The following is a 23,128-nucleotide window of genomic DNA, read 5'->3' on the forward strand; positions in this document are numbered from 1 at the left end:
TTTCAATGTTGATTGCTTTAATTGACGATGGAATCGAGTCATCTATGCTTCCTCTTAATGTGGTTCGATATGACTACTCAGTAGAGAGAGATGGAAACATCCATGTGAGGGCCTCAACAGACAGAATTCTCACAAATCATGGGACAACTTGCGCTCAAATCATCACTAAATATGCTCCAAAAGCTGAATATTGCAGTTTACGAATCTTTCACGATGCAAGTCTTCAAGCTTCGTGCGATCAACTTGTTTCAGCGCTTACTTGGTGCCTAGTTAGAAAAGTACCGATTATACATTTGAGCGTCGGCTCCAGTATGCTAAATGATTTTTCGAAGATCAGAACTGTGACTGCTAAATTACTACATCAAGGGCAGATTGTTATTGCAGCCCACAGTAATAGAAGATCTTATTCTTTACCTGCTTGTCTTAATGGAGTATTCAGTGTAGTAGCAGATGCAGCTTTATCTGATTGCTCTTACTGTAACAATCGTGCTTTTGATGGGTTTTCCTTTAGCGCTTCATCACGTCATCTATTAAATCTTCCGTCAGGAAACACATGGATGACTCCTGTTTGTAATAGCTATGCAGCTCCCACAATAACAGCAGTTATACATAATATACTCACTCAGAATCGTACCTTTCCAGTATCATTAGGAAGGCTTTACTTGGCAATGACTCATAGCCAAAAACTTCCAAAATTTACAAGACCGGATTTCATCGAAGATGCTATTTTGATAAACCCAGCAAAATATCCATTACTAACACAACACTTTTTCTTTCATTGCGTAAATGAATTTGATGAATTTAAGAACTGGGAAGATATCATTTCTCAAAAGCATGATTTGATTTATTTGCCTCCAGTGCAACACCTTGATACTTTGGGTCTGCAACTATTTTTATTAAATGCGGACATTTCTGCAAGTCTTTTATATGGCAGCGTTAAGTTGCCATGCCCTAATGTGAAAATTGGAGATAGACTTATTTGGAATGAACAATTTAGTGACTTTTTTTCTCAAAATATGGATTGGAAAAATAGTCAACAGGAATTAAAGAAAGAAATTTGCCCAATCGTTTTTGTTTATGGATGCAATTTAGATGCAGTAGAGTGTGCTTGTCAACTAAAAAAGTGCTTTATGCACGCCGGATATCAATGTATCTGTTTATCCAATCATCGATATTCATATTTGTATGGGATGTGCTATATTTCCAATGTAAACTTTTCGCTTCAGATGTTGAAAAATATCTCTTTGGAATATAATCCAGATATTATTGTCTGTTGCTTGCAAACTGTTTGTCTAAACCTTGGAAAAGCTGAAGATACATACTTCGTGCTTTGTGGAAACAGTTACAATGAAGTAAATGATTCTAATTGGAGTGTCGTTTCAGTCCCCTTGGAGGAAAATGATGTTTTAAAGGTATATGAAAAAATTCTTAATTATTTTCATGCCTAAAGATCGAAAAATACCTTTTGCGGAGGACGAAAGAATGGGAAAAAATGTATACGTCGCAACTCACATGAAGAAAGTGCCGAACGCAACCAGAAAATTTCCAGCTGCTGCGTTGGCACGTTTTGCGTTCCGACATATTCGCCGTTCCGGTTTTAAATCCATATTGACGATTATAGTTGCGACGTGTTTCATTTTGGCAATGGGTTGGATGAATTGGACAATTGTAAATGACAAGTCTGAAATAGATCGGATGTATAAAAGCATATCGGTAGATGCCGAAATTGTTTCAAGCGATATGTCTGTTTACTATTCTGGTGGGGGAGGCGGCGTAATAAAACCGGATACTGTGGGAACGGTTTTAAATAGCGGCTTTGTCAAAAGCTCCTATCTGGAAGAAACTGCACGGGCAGCAAAAGCCTTTGCAAAACAACATAGTAATGCTTCAGACCATGAAGCTTTCTTATACAACCCTGCGCTGCATGCTTTTAACCAGCCAAAGATTTTTTTTTCCGATACCGGGAAAAATCTCAAAGTAAATTACGCACACGGATGGAACGAATCACTCTTCACCAAGAACTGGCCAATTAATCAGGAAGTCCCTATTTTGATCTCCGTGAATGACATGCTTCAACTGAAATTGAAACCCGGTGATCATATGATAATTATAAGTAACAATCAAATGAAAGCAGTTCAAATGAATTGTATTGTTGCCGGGCAATATCAGGGTTCGCTTTTGACCGCGTGGGACAATATGCCTATTTTGTTGCCTTCTTCGTCGCTAGAAGCTTTCACGGATGGAGGATTTTGCTATGCGGTTGCAAGATTTACGTTAAAGCCGAATCATAACCGAGAGATGTCAAAATTTCGCATGGATATGAAAAACTTGATGGCAATGCCAAGTTCTGGCTTTGAGCCGCTGAATTTCGTACTTTGGGATGAACAACTGCGTCAGGTGCTGCAACCGCTTGAGAAAAATCTTTCGTTGCTCAATGTGCTGTTCCCAGTTACGATTACCATATCGGCATTGATTTCGATGGCATTGACTATCCTGCTTTTATTACAATGTGCGAAGGAAGCTGCTATCATGCGGGCCCTAGGTGCAACAAAGACGCGTATGTGTGTTGGTTTATGTGTGGAGCAGTTATTTCTGTGCTCGTTAGGAATATTGTTCGGATTGGCAGCATTTATTGTTCTATGCCCAAATATCGAACAGATGATTTGGTCTGTGATCGGTTGCACAGGAGCTTATTTCGGGGGATGCTTGAGTGGAGTTTTATTCAGCACTGTTTCGCTTATTCGACGCAAGCCACTTGATTTATTACAAGTCAAAGAATAGTAGCAAAAAATTAGTATCTTTTTAAACTCGACTTGTTCTGAAAGCAAAATTTTACTTTTGCCAGAATTCAGAGCAGCAACAGGATATGGATAGGAACAGATCTATTCCAAACCCCTAAGAGTTGTTATCGCCGGAGTATAATTGACCGAGATCGCCGGCGGAATTGACCCACTCAAGAATAACGGCTACCATGGCATAAAGAAACGCCATGGAGGTAGGCCGGATGTTAAGGAGTGGAATGATACACATGATACGGGAAAAAGCACAGGGCGGGAAAAGCGCCTACGCCATCGGTAAGGAGCTCGGGATATCCAAGAACACCGCCCGCAAGTACATAGAGCGTAAGGAAAGCTCACCGCCGGAGACAAACCGTTTTTCCAAGTTGGATGCGTACAAACCGCAGCTTCACGAGTTCATGGATCAGGGCATCTTTAACTGCGTGGTTCTGCTGGAACGGTTGCAGGCAGCCGGTTACGATGGCGGGATTACCATTCTCAAAGAGTATGTGCATCCGTACCGTCCAGCAAAAGCACTGCCTGCCGTACGGCGCTATGAAACGCCGGCGGGAAAGCAGGCACAGATGGATTGGGGTATTTGTCATTACACGGACAGCAGCGGAATACTTCACAAGGTGCCGGTGTTCGTGATGATTCTGGGGAAATCCCGCGTGAAATACGCGGAATTCACCCCGGTGCGACCTGAGCAGTCTGGAGAGGTGCATCGTCAACGCATTCTCATACTTCGGCGGCATGCCGGAGAATGTGCTTACCGACAACATGAAAACCGTCGTGACGGGGCGGGAAGCCGGGAAGCCCATTTGGAACACGCGTTTCGCGGATTTCGCCACTGAGTTGGGGTTCGTGCCGAAGGTGTGCCGCATCCGTTCTCCGCAGACCAAAGGCAAAGTGGAACGTCTCGTGCGGTATGTGAAAGACAACTTTTTGCCCGGCAGACAGTTTGAGAATCTGGAAGACCTGAACCGTCAGGCGCTTTGCTGGTGCCGGCAGGCCGACGAAAAAGTCCATCACACAACCGGTAAAATCCCGATGCAGGAGTTGGAAAAGGAGGACTTACGGGAGCTTCCGCCGCAGGAGACCTTGGACAAATACCGTTGGGAGACACGGATCGTGACCCGCGACGGGATGGTCAGTTTCGACGGTGTCCGTTACGGCGTGCCATGGCAGTACAGTGGCAAGGAAGTTCGTGTCCGGTTGTGCGCCGGTTATCTGGAAATCTACTGCGGGGAGGTGCTGCTGGCAAAGCACAAAGCGCAGTACCGTTCTGGCAACGTTGTTTTCCTGCAGGGGCAGTACAATGGTCTCGCGGAGAGAAACGGCATTCCCACGTCTTTTCCGTGCGCCATCAAGCAGAATGGCACCGTGGAAGTACGCAAGCTAAGCATTTATGATCAGCTGCTGGGAGGTGTTTCTCATGGTTGAACTGGAGCACGCCCGGGAATTGCTCAGCAACATGGGACTTGAAACCGCTGCGACGCTGTTGGATTCACAGATGGAACGGTCGCTGCATGCAGAACACACCTATGCTCAGTTTTTGGACGAGCTTTTGACCTCCGAGCAGCAGGAGCGCGACCGGAAGGGAGAGAAAATGCGGATAAAGCTGGCACGTCTCCCGCACCGAAAAAGTCTGGAGGAATTCGACTTCAGTTTTCAGCCTTCCATCGACAAACGGCAGATCGACGAACTGGCCACTTTGGCTTTCGCTGCCCGCGCCGAGAATATTATCCTACTGGGGCCGCCTGGCGTCGGCAAAACCCATTTGGCGGTCGGCATCTCCATGAAAGCTCTGAAAGCCGGTCTTACGGTTTACTACACCAGTCTGGCGCGCCTCATTGAGGATCTCAAGCGCGCATTGGAGCAGAACCGACTCGAGAGGCGCTGGCGGGTCTATCTGCGTCCGGCTATCCTCGTGATTGACGAGGTTGGGTACATGCAGCTAAACCGCCAGGAGGCTGAGCTTTTCTTTCGGCTGGTATCCGAACGGTACGAGCATGGCAGCATCATCCTGACCAGCAACAAGTATTTCAGCGACTGGGGTGAGCTGCTTAGCGACACCGTCATTGCCACGGCCCTGCTCGACAGACTGTTGCATCATGCTCACGTGATCAATATCCGCGGGCAGACCTACCGGCTGAAAGATCGGCTCAAAGCTGGCGTTCAGACAGTACCGCCGGTGGACATTCCGGCGGTACTGTGACTGGCGCTCATGTAACCGGCGATATGGGTCATTTCCGACCGGCGTTTTGGGTCAAAAAAGTTCCGGCGTTGACAGAGTTGAGTGGAATGATTTCTGATAAGGATTAATACCGTGCTGGAGAGAACGAAAAGGATTCTGGACTTTGATGTAGTTTATCTTATTATATCCTTATAATGGGTATTTAATTTGGCAACTTTTTGGCAACCAAAAATCAGTAAGCCCTTCCAATATGAATATCTTATGGAATCAGAATACGCAAAGCTATATATGCTAAACAGAGTTGTTTAAGCTTCGCCTAAAGTGAGCGAGTGGGAATAAGCCGACCGCTCTCACGGTAAGCTAGTATAAAATTCTTCAGCTTGTTTCATTGCTGAATAAAGAAGAGTTCTTTCAGGGAATGCTGTGCTCTGTTCGAATCACAATGGCCCGCCCGGATACCCGGATATTGAATAGCCCGCTATAATTCATTAGGCAGCCAGATTTCTGGCTGCCTAAATCAAAATATTCCGTACTGGCTGTTTACCGCTGACTAAGGCCAAACTGAAGATGGAAAGGCATAACCGCGTTATGTCAGCGCCTGGTCTACTTTCTGGTTAAGAGCACAGTCAACGGCTTGCAACCATGGCGGAGCATAAGGTTTTCGGAAACCAATGAGAAACGGTTATGCCATTGGCAGCATTCCGGAAATCGCTGTGAAACCGATGCCGAGCAGAATCACGACTATCATAAATTTCCAGCAGGTTTTCCACCATTGCGGGAAACTGATCCTGGCGACCGCAAGGCCGGCGACCGTCATTCCGGCGGTGGGAGAAATGGTATTGATCGTCTGATTCGAAATGCACAAAGCGGTTACGGCCGCTTCCGGATTAACGCCCATTAAATCGGTAAGAGGCGCCATAACGGGAATCGTCAAAGCGGAAAGGCCCGAGGAGGAGGGGACCAGCAGACTTAACAGTCCTTGAGCTAAATACATCAGGGTTGTAAACACCGCCACAGGAACGCCGGCCAGCAAATTCGCCAGAGAATTCAGAATGGTATCGACAATCATACCGCCGTCGGCTACTACGAGAATTCCGCGGGCAACACCGATGATGACTGCTGCATAAACAAACTCGCTCATGCCCTTTACAAATTCTTCGGCCATCTCTTTTTCGGTCAAGCCGCCTACAATTCCGGAAAGCAAGCCAATCCCCAAAAACACCATGCTGATTTCATCCATATACCAGCCTTTGGTGATCAATCCCCAGACTATAATGCCCATCCCGCAGGCAAATACAATGAGAACAAGCTTTTGCCGCAATGTGAAGGGAATCTCTGCAGCATCGCTTTCCATGACGGAAAAATCTTTGCGCTTTATAATATCGTCTTGATAAGTAATGGAAGATGCGGGGTTTTTTTTCACTTTTCTGGCATATCTCATAACCCAGATAATACCTATCGCGGTGAAAATCACGTATTGAATAAAACGGAACCATAGCTGCGGATTGCCCGAAATGTTTGCGATTCCCTGAGAAATTAGCACGTTGAAGGGGTTTACGGTTGAACCGATATACCCCATTTGCGGACCGAGAAAAACCACCATAAAGGCAGTCATAGAGTCATATCCAAGCCCCATGATGATAGGTATGAAAATCGTGTAAAACGGCAATGCTTCTTCCGACATGCCGAATGTAGTACCACCGACACTGAATAAGATCATGGCGACGGGAATAATGAGAATATCTTTCCCTTTCATTTTTTTAATGACGCGGCTCATCCCGGCGTTGATGGCATTCGTCTTGTTTACAAGGGCAAACGCGCCTCCAATCAGCAGCACAAATGCCACTACGTCGCTGGCATCCTGAATTCCGCGGGTAGGAGCCATCAGTATGTCAGCAAAACTCTGACGCATGTCGTTACCATCAGCGTCTACCTTATCAATTTGATGATACGTGCCGGCGATGGCGACTTCACGCTCTCCTGCGGCTGTAGAAACCATTTTGTGATCAAACTGTCCGCTGGGTATCACCCACGTCATGATTGCAGCTAAAATGATCAGCATAAATGCAATCGTGTAAACATGGGGTAGTCCAATTTTCTTTCTCAATGTCAACATGTAAATCCTCCTCTAATGATGTCTTCAGAGCATACAGTAATATAACGTCTGTATACATATTATAACGTTATATTAAAACCTACTCAAACATTTGTCAATATTCAAAATATATTTTGTCTATCATTACAAATTTATTTCTGAAAATTCGTCAATTTGCAGGAGAACGGAATGGGTTGCGTGCAAACTCCCTCGGCGTTTGAACGCACTGCTCCTGTAGTTCAAGCTTTAATTGATTCGCTACGGCTTCCTGTGCATAAAGTTTGCCCATTGCTCCCTTCCATATCCAATCCGGCATTTCTTTGCTGAAGCGCAGGTAAACGCGTGCAGACATCAGCAAGATCAGTCTCACGAATCCATATACACCGGCCATTGTGCCAAACAGGCCGGAAAGAGACAGAAAACCATTTTGAAGAGGCATCAGCCAGCATATCTGCATGGCGGCGAAAAAGAGCAGGCTGATTTGTCCTTTTTTCAAAGCCGCTGTGATACAATCCGTACAAACCGCGTAGGAGCGCTTATCTCCTCTGATATAAAGTTCAATTTCCCGAACGGCTTTTTGATTACATAAAATACATGTCTGCATAAAAACTCTTCCTTTCGTTTATATACCGAATTTACAACGGCCGTGCTTAGAAATTATCTCTGTCTGCATGATATAACATTTTATATCGTTATATATTCATCTATTACATTATTATGATTTATTTCTAATAAATCGGCTCAAAATTAAATTATTTTAGGCATATTATTCCTTATCTTGCACAATTTCTATAAATGCGATAGAATAAGTAAAACTATACATATAGAAAGTAGGTGTTGTTGGTATGAGCACGCATCTGAATGACGGCTCCTTAACTCCTTTATACCAGCAATTAATGGAAGAAATCAAAGTTGGAATATTAAATAATGAATATGTTCCCGGCGAAAAGATTCTGTCCGAGATGGAACTTTCAGAACTGTATCACGTCAGCAGAATAACCGTGCGCCGAGCGATAGAGGAATTGTGCACGGAAGGCTATCTGGTCAAACAGCAGGGCAAGGGTACCTTTGTAAATCCGCGGAAAATGAGTCGTAAAATTGAACAGATGGGCGATGTCATGGGATTTTCGGAAGCCTGCCGCGCCTGCGGCATGGTACCCGGTGCCAAAGTGCTTACTGTTCAGCGCTGTCCCGTGAGAGCAGATGAAAAGCGCTTTTTTTCTTTGGACTCTGAAGAAAATGTTCTCTATCTTCAACGAGTGCGAACCGCTGACGGTGAGCCCATCATGATTGAAAACAGTTTTTTCCCATATAACGCGTTCAAATCACTTAACCCAAATGAGTTGAACGATGCTTCATTGTTTAAGTATTTGAAAAACACCTTCGGCAGAACGCCGACGTCTACCAGCCAGACTACATTGGAAATTGTTCGGGCTTCGACTGAACTGGCAACTTATTTGGATATCATTACGGGCGATCCTCTCTTCTATATGAATGCGTATTTTTTAGACCAGAACAAAGAGCCCCTGTTGATCGGACGGCAGTATATTGTAGGAAGCCGTTTTGTATTCAACTTTTAAATCAAACTTTACCTCTTTTATTTTTGAGAATGACGGCCCTTTTCAGGCCGTCATTATTTATTATTGATAAAAAATATAAGATATATTTAGTAAGTTTTATATTGTATTATAACGTTATAACATGTTATAATGACATCAAGAAATAGAAAGGTGATGATCTCCGTGAAAGAGCGTCAAGGTTGTCTGCTCCTTTTGTCGGACTGCGTATTTCCTTCTACCAATCTAAAGCCGATCAAAGGCTTTGTTGCGATTGAAGGAAATCGTATCGCCGCGGTGGGGCCAAAAAGCGAGTGCGGTCCTTGGAAAAATAAAGCGAGTCAGTTGTTGGATTTGGGAGATCGGCTGGTCTGTCCGGGGTTTACGGATGTTCATACTTTTTTTTCAGGCTGGGCCCTGTTGAGTCTTGGCGCCGATTTTTCCGAAGTTTATTCGGATGCCGAGGGTGTGACAGCCTTAAAAAAATTTGAGCGTGAGGCGCCGAAAGAAAGCGCTTTGTTCGGCCATGGCTGGAAGCCGGATCATTTTAAAGTGACCGATCCGTACCTGCTCGACAGGGTTTGGCCCGATAAGCCGGTCGTTGTTTTTACGTCCGACCGGGGGAATTGTTGGATAAATGCCGCGGCTCGCCGATGCTACGGCTTCGGTCCCGAAAAGTGCTATGCCGAAATGACTTGGAAGATGATACGGGAATACTTGCAGCTTCCCTGCATGAAAGATAAATACAAGGAATATATGGCAATGCTGAACGCGCGGGGAGTCACCACGATCAAGGAAATGTCTTTTGATAATTACTATGGATTTACGAATGTAATGGATCAGCTGGAAAAAGAAGACGCTTTGACGCTGAGAGTCTCCATGATGAGCCAGCCGGTAGGCGAAGGTATAAATATTGAATATGGTAAAACAATGAAAAAGCGTTTTCAGGGGCCTTTCGTCTCTTTTTCAGGTTTCAACCGAATGACGGACCGCTCTGTTCCGTCCTCCATGGCCGAATTGATCGAACCATACAAATCGCATCCGGGCTGCATCAACACGGTGCCTGTGGAATGGGAACTGATTGAACAGGAAACCCATCTTGCCGATGAAAACGGGTTCCGCTACTCTCTGCATTGTCAGGGCGATGGAGCAATCCGCCACACGGTCAATTTATTTGATACCTGCCAGAAGGATGAACGGGGCCGGCTTAAAAACCGCCATGCGATCACGGATCTGGAGTATTCCAATCCGACGGACCTGGAAAAATTCGGACGCATGGGCGGCATTGCGGAGGTATACGCCCAGATTCAGTCACTGGACAATCGGAACGATGTGCTGGACATGATCGACAGACAATTAGGCGGTGACCGCGGAGTAAACTATTGGAACCGGCGCAAAATGTGGGACAGCGGCGTGGTTGTCTCCTGCGGTACCGATCTGCCTCTGCTTCTGCCCAGTGTGCCGGAGTCCATCTGGTGCGGCTGCGGCGGCCGCTTTGCCGACGGAGGCGCCTACAACCGTCAGAACATGCTGTCAATAGCAGAGATGCTTATCGCATGGACTCGCAACGGCCAGTATAACTGTTACAATGAAGACCGGCTTGGGACCCTGGAGCCCGGCAAGCTGGCGGATATTGCGGTTTTGAGCGGCAACGTATTTCGCCGCTCCGAAGAGGAAATCCGTAATTTCAAGGTCGACCTTACCATTTCGGACGGTCGCATCGTGTATGAGGCACTGTGATTCACAAACCCTTGATCAAACGATTCCGAATATTTACCGAAAAAGGAGGTTCCTACTTTATGGCTCATGTAAAACGAGAACAACTCGCGGCAATAGGAATTCACTACGTATATTTTCCGCTGGATTACATGCTGGACCATCAGGCGAAAGCAGGGTACAAAACCATTGAACTGCTGGGCATGGCACCCCATTACCTGATGGATGAAGCCGGATATCAGGATCCCGCCGAGATTCGCCGAAAAGTGGAAGGGCGCGGTATGAAAATCGGCTGTTTTACACCGGAATGCGCTGTGTATTATTACACCATGTGCGCGCCGGAGGGGGGATTCCACGACAGGAGTATGGAGTATTTTAAACGGGGAATCGAGGCGGCCTCAAAAATGGGAGCCGAGAAGCTTCTTACAAACTGCATCGGCGCTCCTTTCGATGAGGAATACGGCCGTTCCTACGACCGGGCTGTCCGCAGCCTGTCTCTTCTTTCTAAAACCGCGGCCGATTATGACGTTACGATTGCCGTTGAGACCGTACGCCCTGAAGAGAGCCGCCTGTGTACAACGATGCCGGAACTCGTGAGAATACTGAAAGATGTTAGCAGCCCCCAAGTGAAAGCCGGACTTGATACCGTTGCCATGGGTGTGGCCGGCGAAACACCTCGACAGTGGTTTCAAAGTCTTGGCGGCGAAATTGTTCACTGCCATTTCATTGACGGCCGGCCTTATGGGCATCTGGTTTGGGGAGACGGTCTGTATCCGCTTGAAAGTTACCTGGATGTGCTGAATGAATTCGGGTATGAAGGACTGCTGGGCCAGGAAATTACGGACGGCCGATATTTCGATGATCCCGCTGAAGCGGATCTCCGTAATTTCAAAGCGTTTGAGCCTTATTTCACAGATTGAAGGGAGGAAACGACCATGGCAGCTCCAAAGATTCGCCGCGAGCAAGTCGCCGGCATGAACATTCATTATGTCAATTATTCGCTGGATTATTTTCTTGATTCACAGCAGCGCTGCGGCTTTAAAAGCATCGAGCTCTGGTGCGCGGCGCCGCATGTATGGCTGGATCACATGCGGTACTATGACGCCAAAGAAATCGCACGCAAAATCAGCCGAAGAGATCTTTCCGTTCATGTGCTAACTCCGGAAAACTGCACTTATCCTTATCAGTTTGCAGCGAAAGAAAAGGAACATCGGGAACGGTCGTTCCAGTATTTTTCAAACGGCATACGGCTCGCCAATGAATTAGGATGCGACTATATGGAGGTAAACTCCGGCTGGGGATACTGGAATGAAGACAAAACGGAGGCTTGGCAACGCAGTGCCGATATGCTCCACCGGTTGGCTGAAGTGGCTGCCGGGGAGGGAATCACGCTTGTAATGGAGGCGGTCCGGCCGGAAGAAAGCCAGCTGGTTATTAATTTGGAAAGCGCGAAAAAGATGCTGGATCAGGTCGGCCATCCCAATCTGAAGGCGATGGTGGACACCTGCGCCATGGGAGTTGCCAACGAAACGTTGGATCAGTGGTTTGACGCCCTGGGAAACGACGTGCGCCACATGCATTTTATCGACGGGACTCCCTATGGCCACCTGGTCTGGGGAGACGGCAACCACCATCTCGGCAAGTTTATCGAGGCCCTGAACCGGCGCGGCTACCAGGGGTATCTTGGGCAGGAAATCACCGACGGCCGGTATTTTCTGGACCCCGCGGCCGCAGACAGAAGAAATATGCAAAACTTTGAACGCTATATGGAAGACTAAGTTAAATATCATTCTAAAGGAGATATCATAGCATGAAAACGAATGAAGTAATCAGGAAAGTATTGGCCGAACACGGAGAAATCACCGAAATCTATTGGGCAGCATGCGGTGGGAGCCTGATCGACCTGTATCCTTCCCATTATTTGGTGAATGCCGAAAGTGAGAAAACCTTCTCCGGCTGGTACACCGCGAAAGAGTTTACGGTAACCCCGCCCAAAAAGCTTGAAAAACACAGCATGGTGATCGTGTGCAGTCACTCCGGCAATACGCAGGAGGCCATGGATGCCGCCGTTCTCGCGTATGAAAAGGGTGCCGCCGTGGTAACCCTTACGGACAAAACCGGTTCCAAGGTGGATGACCCCCGGTTCATCACCTGGGTGTATCCTTGGGGAGATCATGTGCCCACCGCAGAGGTCCCGCTCGGGATTTGCCCCGCGCTGGCTGCGGAGCTGATCAAAGCGCAGGAAAGTTTTCCAAAATACGACGCTTTGATGGACGGCCTTAAAAAAATTGACGGGATCATTGAAAAAGCCAAAAGCAAGGTGAACAAAGAGCTGGGTGAAAAATTCGCGGACCGGTGTCAGGAAAATGAATTCTTTTATATTTTAGGTTCCGGAGCCGCCTTCAGTCAGACTTATGGTTTTGCCATCTGCAGCCTGATGGAAATGCAGCGTCAGAATTGCTGCTATTTACACTCCGCCGAATATTTTCACGGTCCCTTTGAGTGCACTGAAAAAGGCGTTTTCTATTTCCTGCAGATGTCGTCAAGCCAGAGCCGCGTAATGGATGAACGCGCCCTGTCCTTCTTGAAAACCCATACGGACCGGCTGATGGTGTTGGATGCCATGGAATATGGCATGGGGGATATTGATGCAGGCGTCCGCGCCTACCTGGAACCCGCGCTGTTTTACGCGATGAATGTGGAACTGCGGGCCGCCCGCGGCAAACGATTCAACCACTCGCCTGAAATCCGCCGTTATATGGGCATTGAAAATTATTAATCTATTTTAAAGAAGGAGACGTCCATCATGCCGAATTATCCTGTTCGTGTCCTTGGCTTTGGAGACAATGTCGTGGACAAATATGAGCATATGAAAATCATGTATCCGGGCGGAAACGCGGTAAACTTTGCCGTGTTCGCCAAAAAGCTTGGGGCTGAACGCAGCGCCTACATGGGCATTTTCGGGTCGGACGAAGCCGCCGAACACGTCATCGCTTCTTTACGGCAGGAAGAAGTGGAGATGATCCGCTGCCAGCAGGTCGTCGGAGAAAACGGCGCGGCGCGGGTTACGGTGAATCCGGACAACGGAGACAGAATCTTTCTCGGGTCCAACGCGGGCGGCATCCGGGGAGACATGCGCTATGTGATCGATCGGTTCGCCCTCGAATATGTCAAGGGTTTCGATCTGGTCCATACCGGGAATTACTGCTTTACTGAGCGGGAGCTTCCCAAAATCAAGGCAAGCGGCGTTCCGATCAGCTTTGACTTTTCCGATGACTCAACCGACGAATACTTCGAGGAAATCGCCCCGCTGGTGGACTACGCCTTTATGTCCTGCGGGGATTTGACGCCCGAAGAAACCTATAAAAAGCTGGAAAAAGTCAAGGCTTTGGGGCCGAAATTCGTATGCGCTTCGCGTGGAGACGAAGGCTGCGTCGCCCTCGACGACAGTCAGTTCTATACTCAGGGCATCAAACCGGTGGAACATCTGGTAGATACCATGGCGGCCGGAGACAGCCTGATCGCCGCTTTTTTGGTGACCTATCTCGCCGCCCAAAAGGCCGGCGGGTCCGGGCCCTCGGTCATACAAGACTGCCTGTCCTTTGCCGCGGGATTTGCATCCGAAACCTGCGGACTTGCAGGGAGTTGGGGACATGGAAAGACTTACGAATGAATCATTGGGAGATGAAACCATGAATCAGACAGTTGCGGCGGTAGGATTCTGCTGCGCGGACGTTTATGAAAAGCTGAATCAATTCTATCCCACGGGCAACGGCGTAGACTGGGGCGTGCATTTGGCGCGCATGGGAGTTCCTGTGAGCGTAGTAAGCGTCGTAGGAACCGACAGCTACGGGGAAAAGATGAAGCAGGCTCTGGCCGCCGAAAAAATAGATATCAGCCATCTTCGTATGGAGCAGGGCGACACTTGCAAAATGATGATGGACCTGAAGAACGGTACGGACCGGGTACATCTGAAAGAGATTGAAGGAGTTATGGCCGATTATGCGATCACGGAGGACGAATTCGAGTTTGTGAGCCGGCATACCATGCTGCACACCGATCTTTTCGGGAAAGTGCTTGACCGCCTTCCTGACTGGAAGGCTCACGGAGTCCGGATCGTAATGGACTTTTCCGTCTTCAGCGAAGACCCGGAGTTTCAGTGCGAAAAAATCTTTCCCTATGTGGATTATGTATTTCTTTCATACGACGGAAAAAAAGACGAACATATCAAAAATTGGGTAAAACAAATTCATTCCTATGGGCCAAAGATTGTAACGGCAACCATGGGGGAGCTTGGGTCTATCAGTTATGATGGAACCAACCTGTATGAGTATGGGATCGTACCCGCAAAGGTTGTGAATACCGTCGGGGCGGGGGACAGCTACATTGCCGGCTTTACTTATGGAATTCTCAATGGCTGGGAAATTCCGGAGTGTATGAAAAAAGGGGCGGAGATTTCCTCCGCGGTTGTTTCCAAGTTCGAGCCGTACTGAACATGAAAGGTAAAGCAGAAGGGAGGAAGAGTTTCAATGCTGATAGATATGCACGTTCATCCCATCTTTTATGGACCGATCTGCAACGACGACGCGGAACTGGAGAATCGTAAAAATGCTTTTGGGGTCTGGAAGCAGGGACCCATGGACTTTGAAGAGCTTTTTGCCGAATGGGATATTTGCGGTATAACGCAGGCCGCCTTGCTGCCGCTTGACCTGACCACCACCGCCGGATTCTGGGTGGTGGACAACGATCAGGTAGAGGCTCTATGCGGTATGAATCCGGATAAATTCATCGGCTTTGCCAGTGTGGATCCACATCGTTCGGACGCTGTGGACGTCGTGCGAAAGGCGTTTGAGGAGCAGGGCCTGCAGGGATTGAAGCTGAACCCCGCAAAACAAAAATTTTATCCGAACGACCCTGTGGCGGAACCGATTTACAGGCTTTGCGAACAGGAAAACAAACCTGTTATTTTCCATTCCGGACTCAGCTGGGAGCCAAACACCCCTACAAAGTACTGTCACCCCATGGCGTTTGAGGAAGTCTTGATCAAACATCCGAATCTGCGGGTGTGTCTTGCTCATTTCGCATGGCCATGGGTGCGGGAAATGGCCATGCTGATGATCAAATATCCGAATGTCTATACTGACACGTCCCTGCTGTATGTGGATTCGCCCGAGGAACAGATGATGGAACTGTTCACAAAAGATATGGGACCTATGTGGTTTGAACGCTGTTTTCCGGAACAGGTGATGTTCGCCTCCAACGGACCGCGGTTTCGGGCTTTTAAGCTCAAACGTGCCCTGGACAAGGTGCCCATGCGGGATTTTGCCCGAGAAAACCTGTACTGCAAAAATGCTCTGCGCTTTTTATCCGGAAAGGGGTGTAACCGCAATGGTCGTGGTCAAAACGATCCGGCATCTGAGTAAAGCCGTTTCCGAATTCTATAATATTACCGAGCAGGTACATGGCATTGTGGAAAAGAGCGGAATTAAAAACGGCTTTGTGGCCGTGATTACCTCCCATACCACCACGGGAATTATGGTGAATGAATCATTGCCGTGTGTGGAGCAGGATCTGAGCGAACTGATGGAAAAGCTGGTGCCTCTGGACGAGCCTTATCTTCATGCCCACTTCTTACCTACTTACGGAGCAACCAGCAATAATTCCCAAGGCCATCTGAAAAGCGCGCTAACCGGGAATCATTGTTTGTTCCCGGTCATTGACGGAAAAATTGTATGCGGCGGTGCACAGGAAATCTATCTGGTAGAATATGATGGTCCTCAAGCGCGCAAAGTATTTGTGGAAGTGATGGGGGAGTAATCCGGCAAACCTCTCCTTTTACCTGACTGGGAGTTTTAGTACATAAAGCGAGGCGCATAACCGGTATTTCTCCGATTATGTGCCTCGCTTTTTTAATCAATGCCTCGTTTCAGCGAATTTCATCGCGGAGTTTGGCAGCCTCTTTTGTAAGAGCTTCGATCTCATCGAATTTCCCGTCCGTTAGAAGATCTTCCGGTACCATCCATGTTCCGCCGCATGCAAGTACGTTTTTCTGCGATAAGTATTCTTTTACATTCCCCGGCTTTACTCCGCCGGTCGGCATGAATTTCATCCCGGAATAAGGCCCTGAAAGGGCCTTCAACATGGCAGTGCCGCCGACAACTTCCGCCGGAAACAGTTTAACCACCGAAAGCCCTTCCCGCATACATGCTTCCACTTCCGTAGGTGTGGCACAGCCTGGGAAAACAGGAATCTTGTTTTCAATACACCAGCGCACAACGCTGAGATTGGTACCGGGGCTTATAATTGCCTTGGCGCCGGCTTCAACCGCCAGTTCTGCATTTTTTACCGTCAAAACTGTTCCGGCGCATACAAAAAGCTCCGGGACTTCCTTTGTGATTGCACGGATAGAATCCGCGGCAGCATCACTTCGAAACGTGATCTCCGCGGCAGGCAGGCCGCCGTTCTTCAGGGCTTTTGCCAACGGAACAGCATGCTCCATACAATCCATCTTGATAACCGGAATGATTCCGATTTTATATAACATCCGCGTCATATCCATCATTAGGAATTTCCTCCTTACTAAGCTTGCTGCTGATATTTCGTCATGAACCGATCCAGCTCATCGCGAGTGGGAAGGCCTTCATTATCGCTGAGATTCATAATCTGAATGGTTCCAATCGCGTTCGCGCGCCGCACAGCCTCTTCGAGGGACAGCCCCTCCGTCAACGCACTGATAACACCCGCCGCAAACCCGTCTCCGGCACCAACCGTATCTACGATTTTTTCAGCAGGATAAGCGGGGGAGTAGAAGCTGATCTTTTCAGTTGCAGCATAAGCGCCCTTGGGACCGATCTTTACAATCACGGCCTTGGCACCGCGCGATAAGTAAAATTCTGCAATTTTCTTCGGGTCTCTGGTTCCGCAAAGGACTTCGCCCTCGTTTTCACCCGGCAATACATAATCCGCCATCGATGCAAGCTTATTGATCGTTTGAATCATAACCTCTCGGCTTGGCCAGAGTTGAGACCGTAAATTGGGGTCAAAGAAAACCATTAGGCCCTCGTTCCTCGCCTTCCGGATCAATTCAAAGGCACTTTCCCGCGCGGAAGATGAAAGCGCGGGAAGGATGCCGGTCATATGCAATGCACAATATTCCGAAAGGTCAAGTCCATTCAGGTCCTCCGGACAAATCGTTGAAGCAGCGGAATTTTTCCGATAATAATAAATATCCGGATCGCCGTGGCTTGTTTTGCTTTTCAGCATAAATCCGGTGGCATGATCCTTGCTTTTCATCACCATGGAAGTGTTAATGGAATTGCGATTCATCACTTTAACGATCCGGCGGCCAAACGGATCGCTGCCAAGCTTGGTCAGGTAGCCAACCGGATGCCCCAGGCGGGCCAATCCGACGGCTACATTAAATTCGGCGCCGGCCACGGAGGTGGAGTAGTGGCGAACATCTTCAAGAAGGGCCTCTTCTTCAGCGATGAACAGAGCCATCGGCTCCCCGACCAGCATGATTTTATTCTTCATGGAAGAATTCTCCTTCATATATTAGATTATGGCTGTTTTCCAATATAAGCCAGTATGCCACCGTCAACGTAAAGCACATGGCCGTTGACGAAATTGGAAGCTTCGCTGGCAAGAAATACAGCCGGTCCCATCAGGTCATCGGTTGTGCCCCATCTTGCAGCAGGAGTTTTGGCAACGATAAACTGATCGAAAGGATGGCGGGAACCGTCGGGCTGGCGCTCACGCAGGGGAGCGGTCTGCGGCGTTGCAATATAACCGGGTCCAATGCCGTTGCACTGGATATTGTGCTCGCCGTATTCCGAGCAGATGTTTCTTGTCAGCATTTTCAGGCCGCCTTTGGCAGCCGCATATGCGGAAACCGTCTCACGGCCCAATTCACTCATCATGGAGCAAATATTAATAATCTTTCCATGACCTTTTTTGATCATTCCCGGGATTACCGCTTTGGAAACGATGAAGGGTGCGTTCAGATCGACATCCACAACCTGTCGGAACTCATCGGCAGTCATGTCAAGCATCGGGATTCGTTTAATAATCCCGGCGTTATTCACTAAGATGTCAATCACGCCAACCTCTTCCGTGATTCTCTTTATCAGTTCCTGGACCTGAGCTTCATTTGTAACATCGCACACATAACCATGAGCCTTGATTCCCAGCTTCTGATAGGAATCAAGGCCTTTCTCTACCAGTTCCTGCTTAATATCGTTAAAAACAATTGTGGCTCCCATGTTGGCATATGCGCAAGCAATGGCGAAGCCAATCCCATAAGAGGCACCGGTGATAAGGGCAACTTTTCCATCCAAACGAAAACTGTTGTTATCAACCATGGTTATACCTTCTTTCTTTTCAATTAAATTGCAACTTCAGCGCATTTCCTGAATCGGGATTTCATCCATGTCGTCAAAAGCCTTGTTTTCTCCACCCATGGCCCAGATAAAATGATAATTAGTCGTTCCGCAGCCTGCGTGGATGCTCCAGGAAGGGCTGATAACAGCCTGTTCATTCTGCATCACGATGTGCCTTGTTTCTTTGCCTTCTCCCATCATGTGAAATACGACGTTGCCTTTCGGAATATTGAAGTAAGTGTAAACCTCCATGCGGCGTTCGTGGGTATGCGCCGGCATGGTATTCCAAACACTCCCCGAGTTTAAGCAAGTAAGTCCCATGGAAAGCTGACAGGTCTCAAGGACATCAGGATGAATAAACTGGTTGATGACCCGTTTATTGCTGGTTTCAGAAGAACCAACCGGACGCTTATTTGCATCCGCAATAGAGATAAAAGTAGTTTTACAGGGCTTGTGAGCCGGTGCGGATACCATATAGAACTTTGCGGGTTTCTGAGGGGTTGTTGCTTTTAAAGGTTACTTTTTGGGTTTTCATGGTCACATAGAGGCAATCCTCAAATCCCATAGGGTAGCTGGTTTCATCCGCAGTGATTTCACCAGGGCCGCCGATGTTGAAAACACCGATCTCACGGCGTTCAAGAAAATAGTGCGTTCCAAAATTTTTCCAGCAATCAATGCCTTTGTCAATAGAAACCGTTTCGTTTACAGGCATGCAGCCCAATGTAACCATTCTGTCCACATGTGAGTAAACAGCAACCACTTCATCCTCACGATAAAGGTTTTCTATCAGGAATTCCTGACGGATCTCCTCGGTGGTATAGCGTTTGAAATCACGCTGATTGGCAGAATACCGAATATCCATAGTAACTCCTTTTCCGATTCGAAAATTCGAACCTGTTTATTTTTTCTGCAACAGATGAAAGGCAAATCCCGCGATCTCATTCTGGAAGTAAATAGCGCCCAGATTGCCTTTCTCATTGCGACTTGCAGACTCTTCATTGAATGCGATTCCCTTGGATTCCAGATACTCCTTCGCACGGTTAATATCGGTTGTACGGATTGCAATGTGCCCATATCGACCCAGGAATTTCGTTTTCATGATTTCAAATTGCTCATTAGCAAAAATGGAACCCGGGGTATTCCGACTCTCAAATCCGAACAGATTGCAGAGCAACTGTGCGGTTTTCTTTGCTTCCTCTTCGTTGTCCTGGTTAATGCCAATGTGAGCAACTTCGAAGCCAAAATCCTTCCCATCAGTTCTATCCATTTTTCAGCCTCCTTTCAAGCTTTATTTTGCAAGGTAACCGCCGTCAATTGGAATGACAGCGCGGAATTCTGCCTAATGACGTTCATAATTAACATAGGGCGTCTCTTTGCCATAAAGGCAACCGGGATTATGCAACCAATGCCACATGAAATACCGGGAATAGATCCCGCCATGAACACGGCGACAATTGACATGGAACCGGCGACAACTGAATAAACAATCATCCGGTTGCTGGGGGGAATCATCATGCCGGTCGGGCCGGAAGCGATATTCACGTCTGCCGAAAACTCCTTGGAATAAACACTTCTTTTCCTCGAGTGGTCCTAATATGCCGCCCATAGCCGCTGCGGCGGCAACACCGGAACCTGAAATGGCACCGAAAAGCATGTTGGTAACATTATTGGTTTGAGATAAACATGCAAGCGATGGGTAAGAATCTTGTAATGACGCACCAAAAGCATCAATAAAAATATAGTTATTTTACCAGTTAACCGTTATACGAAATCGGTAAATAAAAAGCCCGAAAAAAAAGCCTGATTTATTCAGGTTACATTTTTACATTTTGTTAACTAAAATTTATCCTACCTCGAACACAAATTCATCCTACCTCATCATTTTGGATTTGTCAATCGTTTTGAAACATATTGCCCTAATTTTAGTATTATTTACAATAAATAAGCCGGCCATTTTTCTGTTTTCTTTTCAAGCATTCAGACCTTTGGGCGACAAACAAGAAAGCATAACATAAATCAAGCTCCGCATATAAATATGACACGGGGTGATCATTTTGAGCAAATTAAAGAATAATTTCTGGAGTAATACCATCCCTGTGTTTGTATTAATTATTTGCTGCATTGCATTTTTAATGCTATCGTTTCTCTCCTATCGCCGAATCGACCAAATCGCCTCTACGCTTGAAAGCAGCCAGGCGCCGAAGACCGTGGTAATTGACGCGGGCCACGGCGGGGAAGACGGAGGAGCCTCCGGCAGTTCCGGAATCCCTGAAAAAGAGATTAACCTGTCAATTTCAAAGGATCTGGAGCAGCTTCTAACCGTTTCAGGTTATCATGTTGTTATGACTCGAACAAGCGATACCTCGATCGGTGACAATACTCTCGGAACCATCCGTGAGAGAAAAGTAAGCGATATGCATGAAAGGTTAAAAATTCTGCAAAAGCAGGGAAACTGTATTTTTATCAGCATTCACCAAAACTATTTTACTCAAAGCCAATATAACGGCACCCAAATTTTCTATTCAAAGAATAATGCGGAAAGCAAGCCCCTTGCGGAAGATCTTCGTGCCAAAGTAATGGAATTATTGCAGAAAGATAACAAAAGACAGGCAAAACCGGCAACAAGTTCCATTTTTTTGTTATGGGAGGCGAAAGTTCCCGCTGTTCTGGTCGAGTGCGGTTTTTTATCAAACGCGGAGGAAGAAACCAAGCTGAAGGATCCTGTTTACCAGAAAAAAATCGCTTTTGCAATTTACAGCGGCTTTTTAGACTATTGTTCCGGGATTCGGCAACCTTCTTGAATTATCAGAAACAGTCGAATATAATGAATACAATAATATTAAAACGACAGGATGGGGAAGATGGGCGGAAAAATCAAGAGTGTTTATGTTTGCTCGGAATGTGGTTTGGAATCTCCCAAATGGTACGGAAAATGTCCCGGCTGCGGCCAATGGAATACAATGACCGAAGAGGTAGTGCAGCCCGTTACGAAAAAAGCGGTCGGTCAGAGCGGATTAAGGAGATCCCTTCCTCAGGCAGTCGCTCTTTGCGCGCTTTCCGCATCCGAAGAAGAAAGGTATCATACGGGAATGAGTGAACTGGACCGTGTGCTGGGGGGCGGAATCGTAAAGGGTTCGCTGATTCTAGTCGGCGGGGAACCGGGTATCGGGAAATCAACCATTCTTCTTCAAATTTGTCAGTATTTGGGGCAATCCCTGAAAATTCTTTATGTTTCAGGAGAAGAATCAGGGCGTCAGATCAAACTCCGCGCGGAACGGCTTGGGGTTACCTGTGAAAATCTTTACATATTGACCGAAACGGACATTCAGGCGATTATAGAACAGGTCCGTGAACAAAAACCGGACCTTGTCATGATCGATTCGATTCAAACAATGAATTTTACGGATTTAAATTCTTCCCCGGGAAGCGTAACACAGGTAAGAGAATGTACGAATGCAATTATGCGTGCGGCCAAAACACTGGAAATTCCGGTTATCATTGTCGGTCACGTCAACAAAGACGGAGCCATCGCGGGGCCTAAGGTTCTGGAGCATATTGTCGACGCGGTTCTTTACTTTGAGGGTGATCGGCAAATGTCATACAGAATGCTTCGGGCGATTAAAAACCGTTACGGCTCCACAAATGAAATCGGTGTCTTCGAGATGGAGGAAGACGGGCTCCACCCGGTGGACAACCCGTCAAAAGCAATGCTGTCAGGCCGGCCTAGTCATGTTTCCGGCACCTGTGTCACCTGCGTGATGGAAGGGTCGCGGCCGATCTTAGCTGAAATTCAGGGATTAGCGACAACTTCCGGTTATGGAACCCCCCGCCGTATGGCTACCGGCTTTGACTATAACCGAATGTCTCTCCTGCTTGCAGTCCTTGAAAAACGGGCCGGATACTATTTTTCGAATCTTGACGCTTATGTAAACGTCGTGGGAGGATTAAGATTGGATGAACCGGCCTGCGATCTTGCAGTCGCGCTTGCTCTTGTTTCAAGCCTGAAAAATAAGCCGCTCAACGATTCCGCAATCGTATTCGGCGAAATTGGACTTGCGGGCGAATTACGTTCCGTTACGCATAGCGACGCCCGCATCAGTGAAGCAAAACGCCTGGGATTTGAATCCTGCATTCTTCCATATCACAGTCTGAACAGAATCCGTAACAAATGGAGCGGAATCCAGCTGATTGGCGTCAAAAATGTGAGGGAGGCGTTTGAGGCCGCGATTGAATGATATCGTCCGGAGAGCGGGGAGTCACTTTGATACAGTGCACGCACCCGTCGCCGGTGTAGTTTGTGATGGCTGATGGCGTTTCCAGGGTACAGTAACCGTCACGCTGATAGATGCAGTCTACATCACATTGAATGATGCTCATGAAAAATCACCTCAACAGTATTGTGTTGAGTT

21 protein-coding genes and 2 pseudogenes are annotated in these 23,128 nt (G+C 47.4%); 15 read left to right on the forward strand and 8 right to left on the reverse strand.

Features of this window, described 5'->3' with window-relative positions; translation table 11 throughout:
- Positions 1 to 5 precede the first annotated feature (5 nt).
- From HCR03_RS02515 to istB, 4 genes and pseudogenes are all read left to right on the forward strand, one after another.
- Positions 6 to 1,448 (forward strand): S8 family serine peptidase, encoded by a 1,443-nt coding sequence (locus tag HCR03_RS02515; RefSeq protein WP_187036545.1) that lies wholly within the window; start codon positions 6 to 8, stop codon positions 1,446 to 1,448.
- Between the two features lie 34 nt (positions 1,449 to 1,482).
- Positions 1,483 to 2,781, forward strand: a complete 1,299-nt coding sequence (locus HCR03_RS02520; RefSeq protein ID WP_187036547.1) for an ABC transporter permease family protein — start codon at positions 1,483 to 1,485, stop codon at positions 2,779 to 2,781.
- 223 nt (positions 2,782 to 3,004) lie between these two features.
- A pseudogene (gene istA / locus HCR03_RS02525) lies at positions 3,005 to 4,220 on the forward strand (IS21 family transposase).
- A gap of 1 nt (position 4,221) precedes the next feature.
- A complete protein-coding gene (gene istB / locus HCR03_RS02530; protein ID WP_407926851.1) occupies positions 4,222 to 4,995 on the forward strand; it encodes an IS21-like element helper ATPase IstB in 774 nt (257 codons plus the stop codon).
- Between the two features lie 661 nt (positions 4,996 to 5,656).
- On the opposite strand, the gene HCR03_RS02535 is transcribed toward istB, so the two are convergent.
- Positions 5,657 to 7,090 (reverse strand): YfcC family protein, encoded by a 1,434-nt coding sequence (locus HCR03_RS02535; protein WP_066650441.1) that lies wholly within the window; start codon positions 7,088 to 7,090, stop codon positions 5,657 to 5,659.
- A gap of 148 nt (positions 7,091 to 7,238) precedes the next feature.
- Positions 7,239 to 7,565: a hypothetical protein gene (locus tag HCR03_RS02540; protein ID WP_187036549.1), complete on the reverse strand. Its 327-nt coding sequence runs from the start codon at positions 7,563 to 7,565 to the stop codon at positions 7,239 to 7,241.
- A gap of 349 nt (positions 7,566 to 7,914) precedes the next feature.
- On the opposite strand from HCR03_RS02540, the gene HCR03_RS02545 reads away from it, so the two are divergent.
- From HCR03_RS02545 to HCR03_RS02585, 9 genes are all read left to right on the forward strand, one after another.
- A complete protein-coding gene (locus tag HCR03_RS02545) occupies positions 7,915 to 8,649 on the forward strand; it encodes a GntR family transcriptional regulator (RefSeq protein ID WP_187036551.1) in 735 nt (244 codons plus the stop codon).
- Between the two features lie 162 nt (positions 8,650 to 8,811).
- On the forward strand, positions 8,812 to 10,365 hold the full coding sequence (locus HCR03_RS02550) for an amidohydrolase (RefSeq protein ID WP_207708888.1): 1,554 nt from the start codon (positions 8,812 to 8,814) through the stop codon (positions 10,363 to 10,365).
- A gap of 59 nt (positions 10,366 to 10,424) precedes the next feature.
- Positions 10,425 to 11,261, forward strand: coding sequence for a sugar phosphate isomerase/epimerase family protein (locus tag HCR03_RS02555; protein ID WP_066650437.1), 837 nt, complete (start codon positions 10,425 to 10,427; stop codon positions 11,259 to 11,261).
- Between the two features lie 15 nt (positions 11,262 to 11,276).
- Complete coding sequence (locus tag HCR03_RS02560) at positions 11,277 to 12,119, forward strand: sugar phosphate isomerase/epimerase family protein (RefSeq protein WP_187036554.1); 843 nt, start codon at positions 11,277 to 11,279, stop codon at positions 12,117 to 12,119.
- Between the two features lie 32 nt (positions 12,120 to 12,151).
- A complete protein-coding gene (locus tag HCR03_RS02565; RefSeq protein ID WP_187036555.1) occupies positions 12,152 to 13,120 on the forward strand; it encodes an SIS domain-containing protein in 969 nt (322 codons plus the stop codon).
- Positions 13,121 to 13,147: 27 nt separating this feature from the next.
- Positions 13,148 to 14,014 (forward strand): PfkB family carbohydrate kinase, encoded by an 867-nt coding sequence (locus HCR03_RS02570; protein WP_187036557.1) that lies wholly within the window; start codon positions 13,148 to 13,150, stop codon positions 14,012 to 14,014.
- A 19-nt stretch (positions 14,015 to 14,033) separates the two neighbouring features.
- A complete protein-coding gene (gene frlD / locus HCR03_RS02575; RefSeq protein WP_187036559.1) occupies positions 14,034 to 14,834 on the forward strand; it encodes a fructoselysine 6-kinase in 801 nt (266 codons plus the stop codon).
- A gap of 36 nt (positions 14,835 to 14,870) precedes the next feature.
- A complete protein-coding gene (locus HCR03_RS02580) occupies positions 14,871 to 15,764 on the forward strand; it encodes an amidohydrolase family protein (RefSeq protein ID WP_187036561.1) in 894 nt (297 codons plus the stop codon).
- On the forward strand, positions 15,730 to 16,158 hold the full coding sequence (locus HCR03_RS02585; RefSeq protein ID WP_187036563.1) for a secondary thiamine-phosphate synthase enzyme YjbQ: 429 nt from the start codon (positions 15,730 to 15,732) through the stop codon (positions 16,156 to 16,158). Before HCR03_RS02580 ends, HCR03_RS02585 begins: the two co-directional genes overlap by 35 nt.
- Positions 16,159 to 16,267: 109 nt before the next feature.
- Here HCR03_RS02585 and eda read toward each other — a convergent pair whose 3' ends face one another.
- From eda to HCR03_RS20445, 6 genes and pseudogenes are all read right to left on the reverse strand, one after another.
- Positions 16,268 to 16,903: a bifunctional 4-hydroxy-2-oxoglutarate aldolase/2-dehydro-3-deoxy-phosphogluconate aldolase gene (gene eda / locus HCR03_RS02590; protein WP_187036566.1), complete on the reverse strand. Its 636-nt coding sequence runs from the start codon at positions 16,901 to 16,903 to the stop codon at positions 16,268 to 16,270.
- A 17-nt stretch (positions 16,904 to 16,920) separates the two neighbouring features.
- Entirely contained in the window at positions 16,921 to 17,874 is a 954-nt protein-coding gene (locus HCR03_RS02595; RefSeq protein ID WP_187036567.1) for a sugar kinase, read from the reverse strand.
- Between the two features lie 26 nt (positions 17,875 to 17,900).
- Positions 17,901 to 18,701 (reverse strand): gluconate 5-dehydrogenase, encoded by an 801-nt coding sequence (locus HCR03_RS02600; RefSeq protein ID WP_187036569.1) that lies wholly within the window; start codon positions 18,699 to 18,701, stop codon positions 17,901 to 17,903.
- Between the two features lie 36 nt (positions 18,702 to 18,737).
- A pseudogene (kduI, locus tag HCR03_RS02605) lies at positions 18,738 to 19,581 on the reverse strand (5-dehydro-4-deoxy-D-glucuronate isomerase).
- 36 nt (positions 19,582 to 19,617) lie between these two features.
- Positions 19,618 to 19,986: a VOC family protein gene (locus HCR03_RS02610; protein ID WP_066650415.1), complete on the reverse strand. Its 369-nt coding sequence runs from the start codon at positions 19,984 to 19,986 to the stop codon at positions 19,618 to 19,620.
- 14 nt (positions 19,987 to 20,000) lie between these two features.
- Entirely contained in the window at positions 20,001 to 20,261 is a 261-nt protein-coding gene (locus HCR03_RS20445) for a TRAP transporter large permease subunit (protein WP_407926829.1), read from the reverse strand.
- A 503-nt stretch (positions 20,262 to 20,764) separates the two neighbouring features.
- Here HCR03_RS20445 and HCR03_RS02620 point away from each other — a divergent pair.
- Both HCR03_RS02620 and radA read left to right on the forward strand, forming a co-directional pair.
- Entirely contained in the window at positions 20,765 to 21,520 is a 756-nt protein-coding gene (locus HCR03_RS02620) for an N-acetylmuramoyl-L-alanine amidase (protein WP_066644224.1), read from the forward strand.
- A gap of 60 nt (positions 21,521 to 21,580) precedes the next feature.
- Positions 21,581 to 22,954, forward strand: a complete 1,374-nt coding sequence (radA, locus tag HCR03_RS02625) for a DNA repair protein RadA (RefSeq protein ID WP_066644223.1) — start codon at positions 21,581 to 21,583, stop codon at positions 22,952 to 22,954.
- Positions 22,955 to 23,128: the final 174 nt, after the last annotated feature.

This window comes from Caproicibacter fermentans, from assembly GCF_014303955.1.
GTDB classification, from domain to species: Bacteria; Bacillota; Clostridia; order Oscillospirales; family Acutalibacteraceae; genus Caproicibacter; species Caproicibacter fermentans.

Coding starts and splice junctions, on each gene's coding strand:
- HCR03_RS02610 (WP_066650415.1), bottom strand. CDS start 19,986: ATGGATAGAACTGATGGGAAGGATTTTGGCTTCGAAGTTGCTCACATT.
- HCR03_RS02515 (WP_187036545.1), top strand. CDS start 6: ATGTTGATTGCTTTAATTGACGATGGAATCGAGTCATCTATGCTTCCT.
- HCR03_RS02570 (WP_187036557.1), top strand. CDS start 13,148: ATGCCGAATTATCCTGTTCGTGTCCTTGGCTTTGGAGACAATGTCGTG.
- HCR03_RS02535 (WP_066650441.1), bottom strand. CDS start 7,090: ATGTTGACATTGAGAAAGAAAATTGGACTACCCCATGTTTACACGATT.
- HCR03_RS02545 (WP_187036551.1), top strand. CDS start 7,915: ATGAGCACGCATCTGAATGACGGCTCCTTAACTCCTTTATACCAGCAA.
- frlD (WP_187036559.1), top strand. CDS start 14,034: ATGAATCAGACAGTTGCGGCGGTAGGATTCTGCTGCGCGGACGTTTAT.
- HCR03_RS02565 (WP_187036555.1), top strand. CDS start 12,152: ATGAAAACGAATGAAGTAATCAGGAAAGTATTGGCCGAACACGGAGAA.
- HCR03_RS02560 (WP_187036554.1), top strand. CDS start 11,277: ATGGCAGCTCCAAAGATTCGCCGCGAGCAAGTCGCCGGCATGAACATT.
- HCR03_RS02595 (WP_187036567.1), bottom strand. CDS start 17,874: ATGAAGAATAAAATCATGCTGGTCGGGGAGCCGATGGCTCTGTTCATC.
- HCR03_RS02520 (WP_187036547.1), top strand. CDS start 1,483: ATGGGAAAAAATGTATACGTCGCAACTCACATGAAGAAAGTGCCGAAC.
- eda (WP_187036566.1), bottom strand. CDS start 16,903: ATGATGGATATGACGCGGATGTTATATAAAATCGGAATCATTCCGGTT.
- HCR03_RS02600 (WP_187036569.1), bottom strand. CDS start 18,701: ATGGTTGATAACAACAGTTTTCGTTTGGATGGAAAAGTTGCCCTTATC.
- HCR03_RS02580 (WP_187036561.1), top strand. CDS start 14,871: ATGCTGATAGATATGCACGTTCATCCCATCTTTTATGGACCGATCTGC.
- HCR03_RS02555 (WP_066650437.1), top strand. CDS start 10,425: ATGGCTCATGTAAAACGAGAACAACTCGCGGCAATAGGAATTCACTAC.
- radA (WP_066644223.1), top strand. CDS start 21,581: ATGGGCGGAAAAATCAAGAGTGTTTATGTTTGCTCGGAATGTGGTTTG.
- HCR03_RS02585 (WP_187036563.1), top strand. CDS start 15,730: ATGGTCGTGGTCAAAACGATCCGGCATCTGAGTAAAGCCGTTTCCGAA.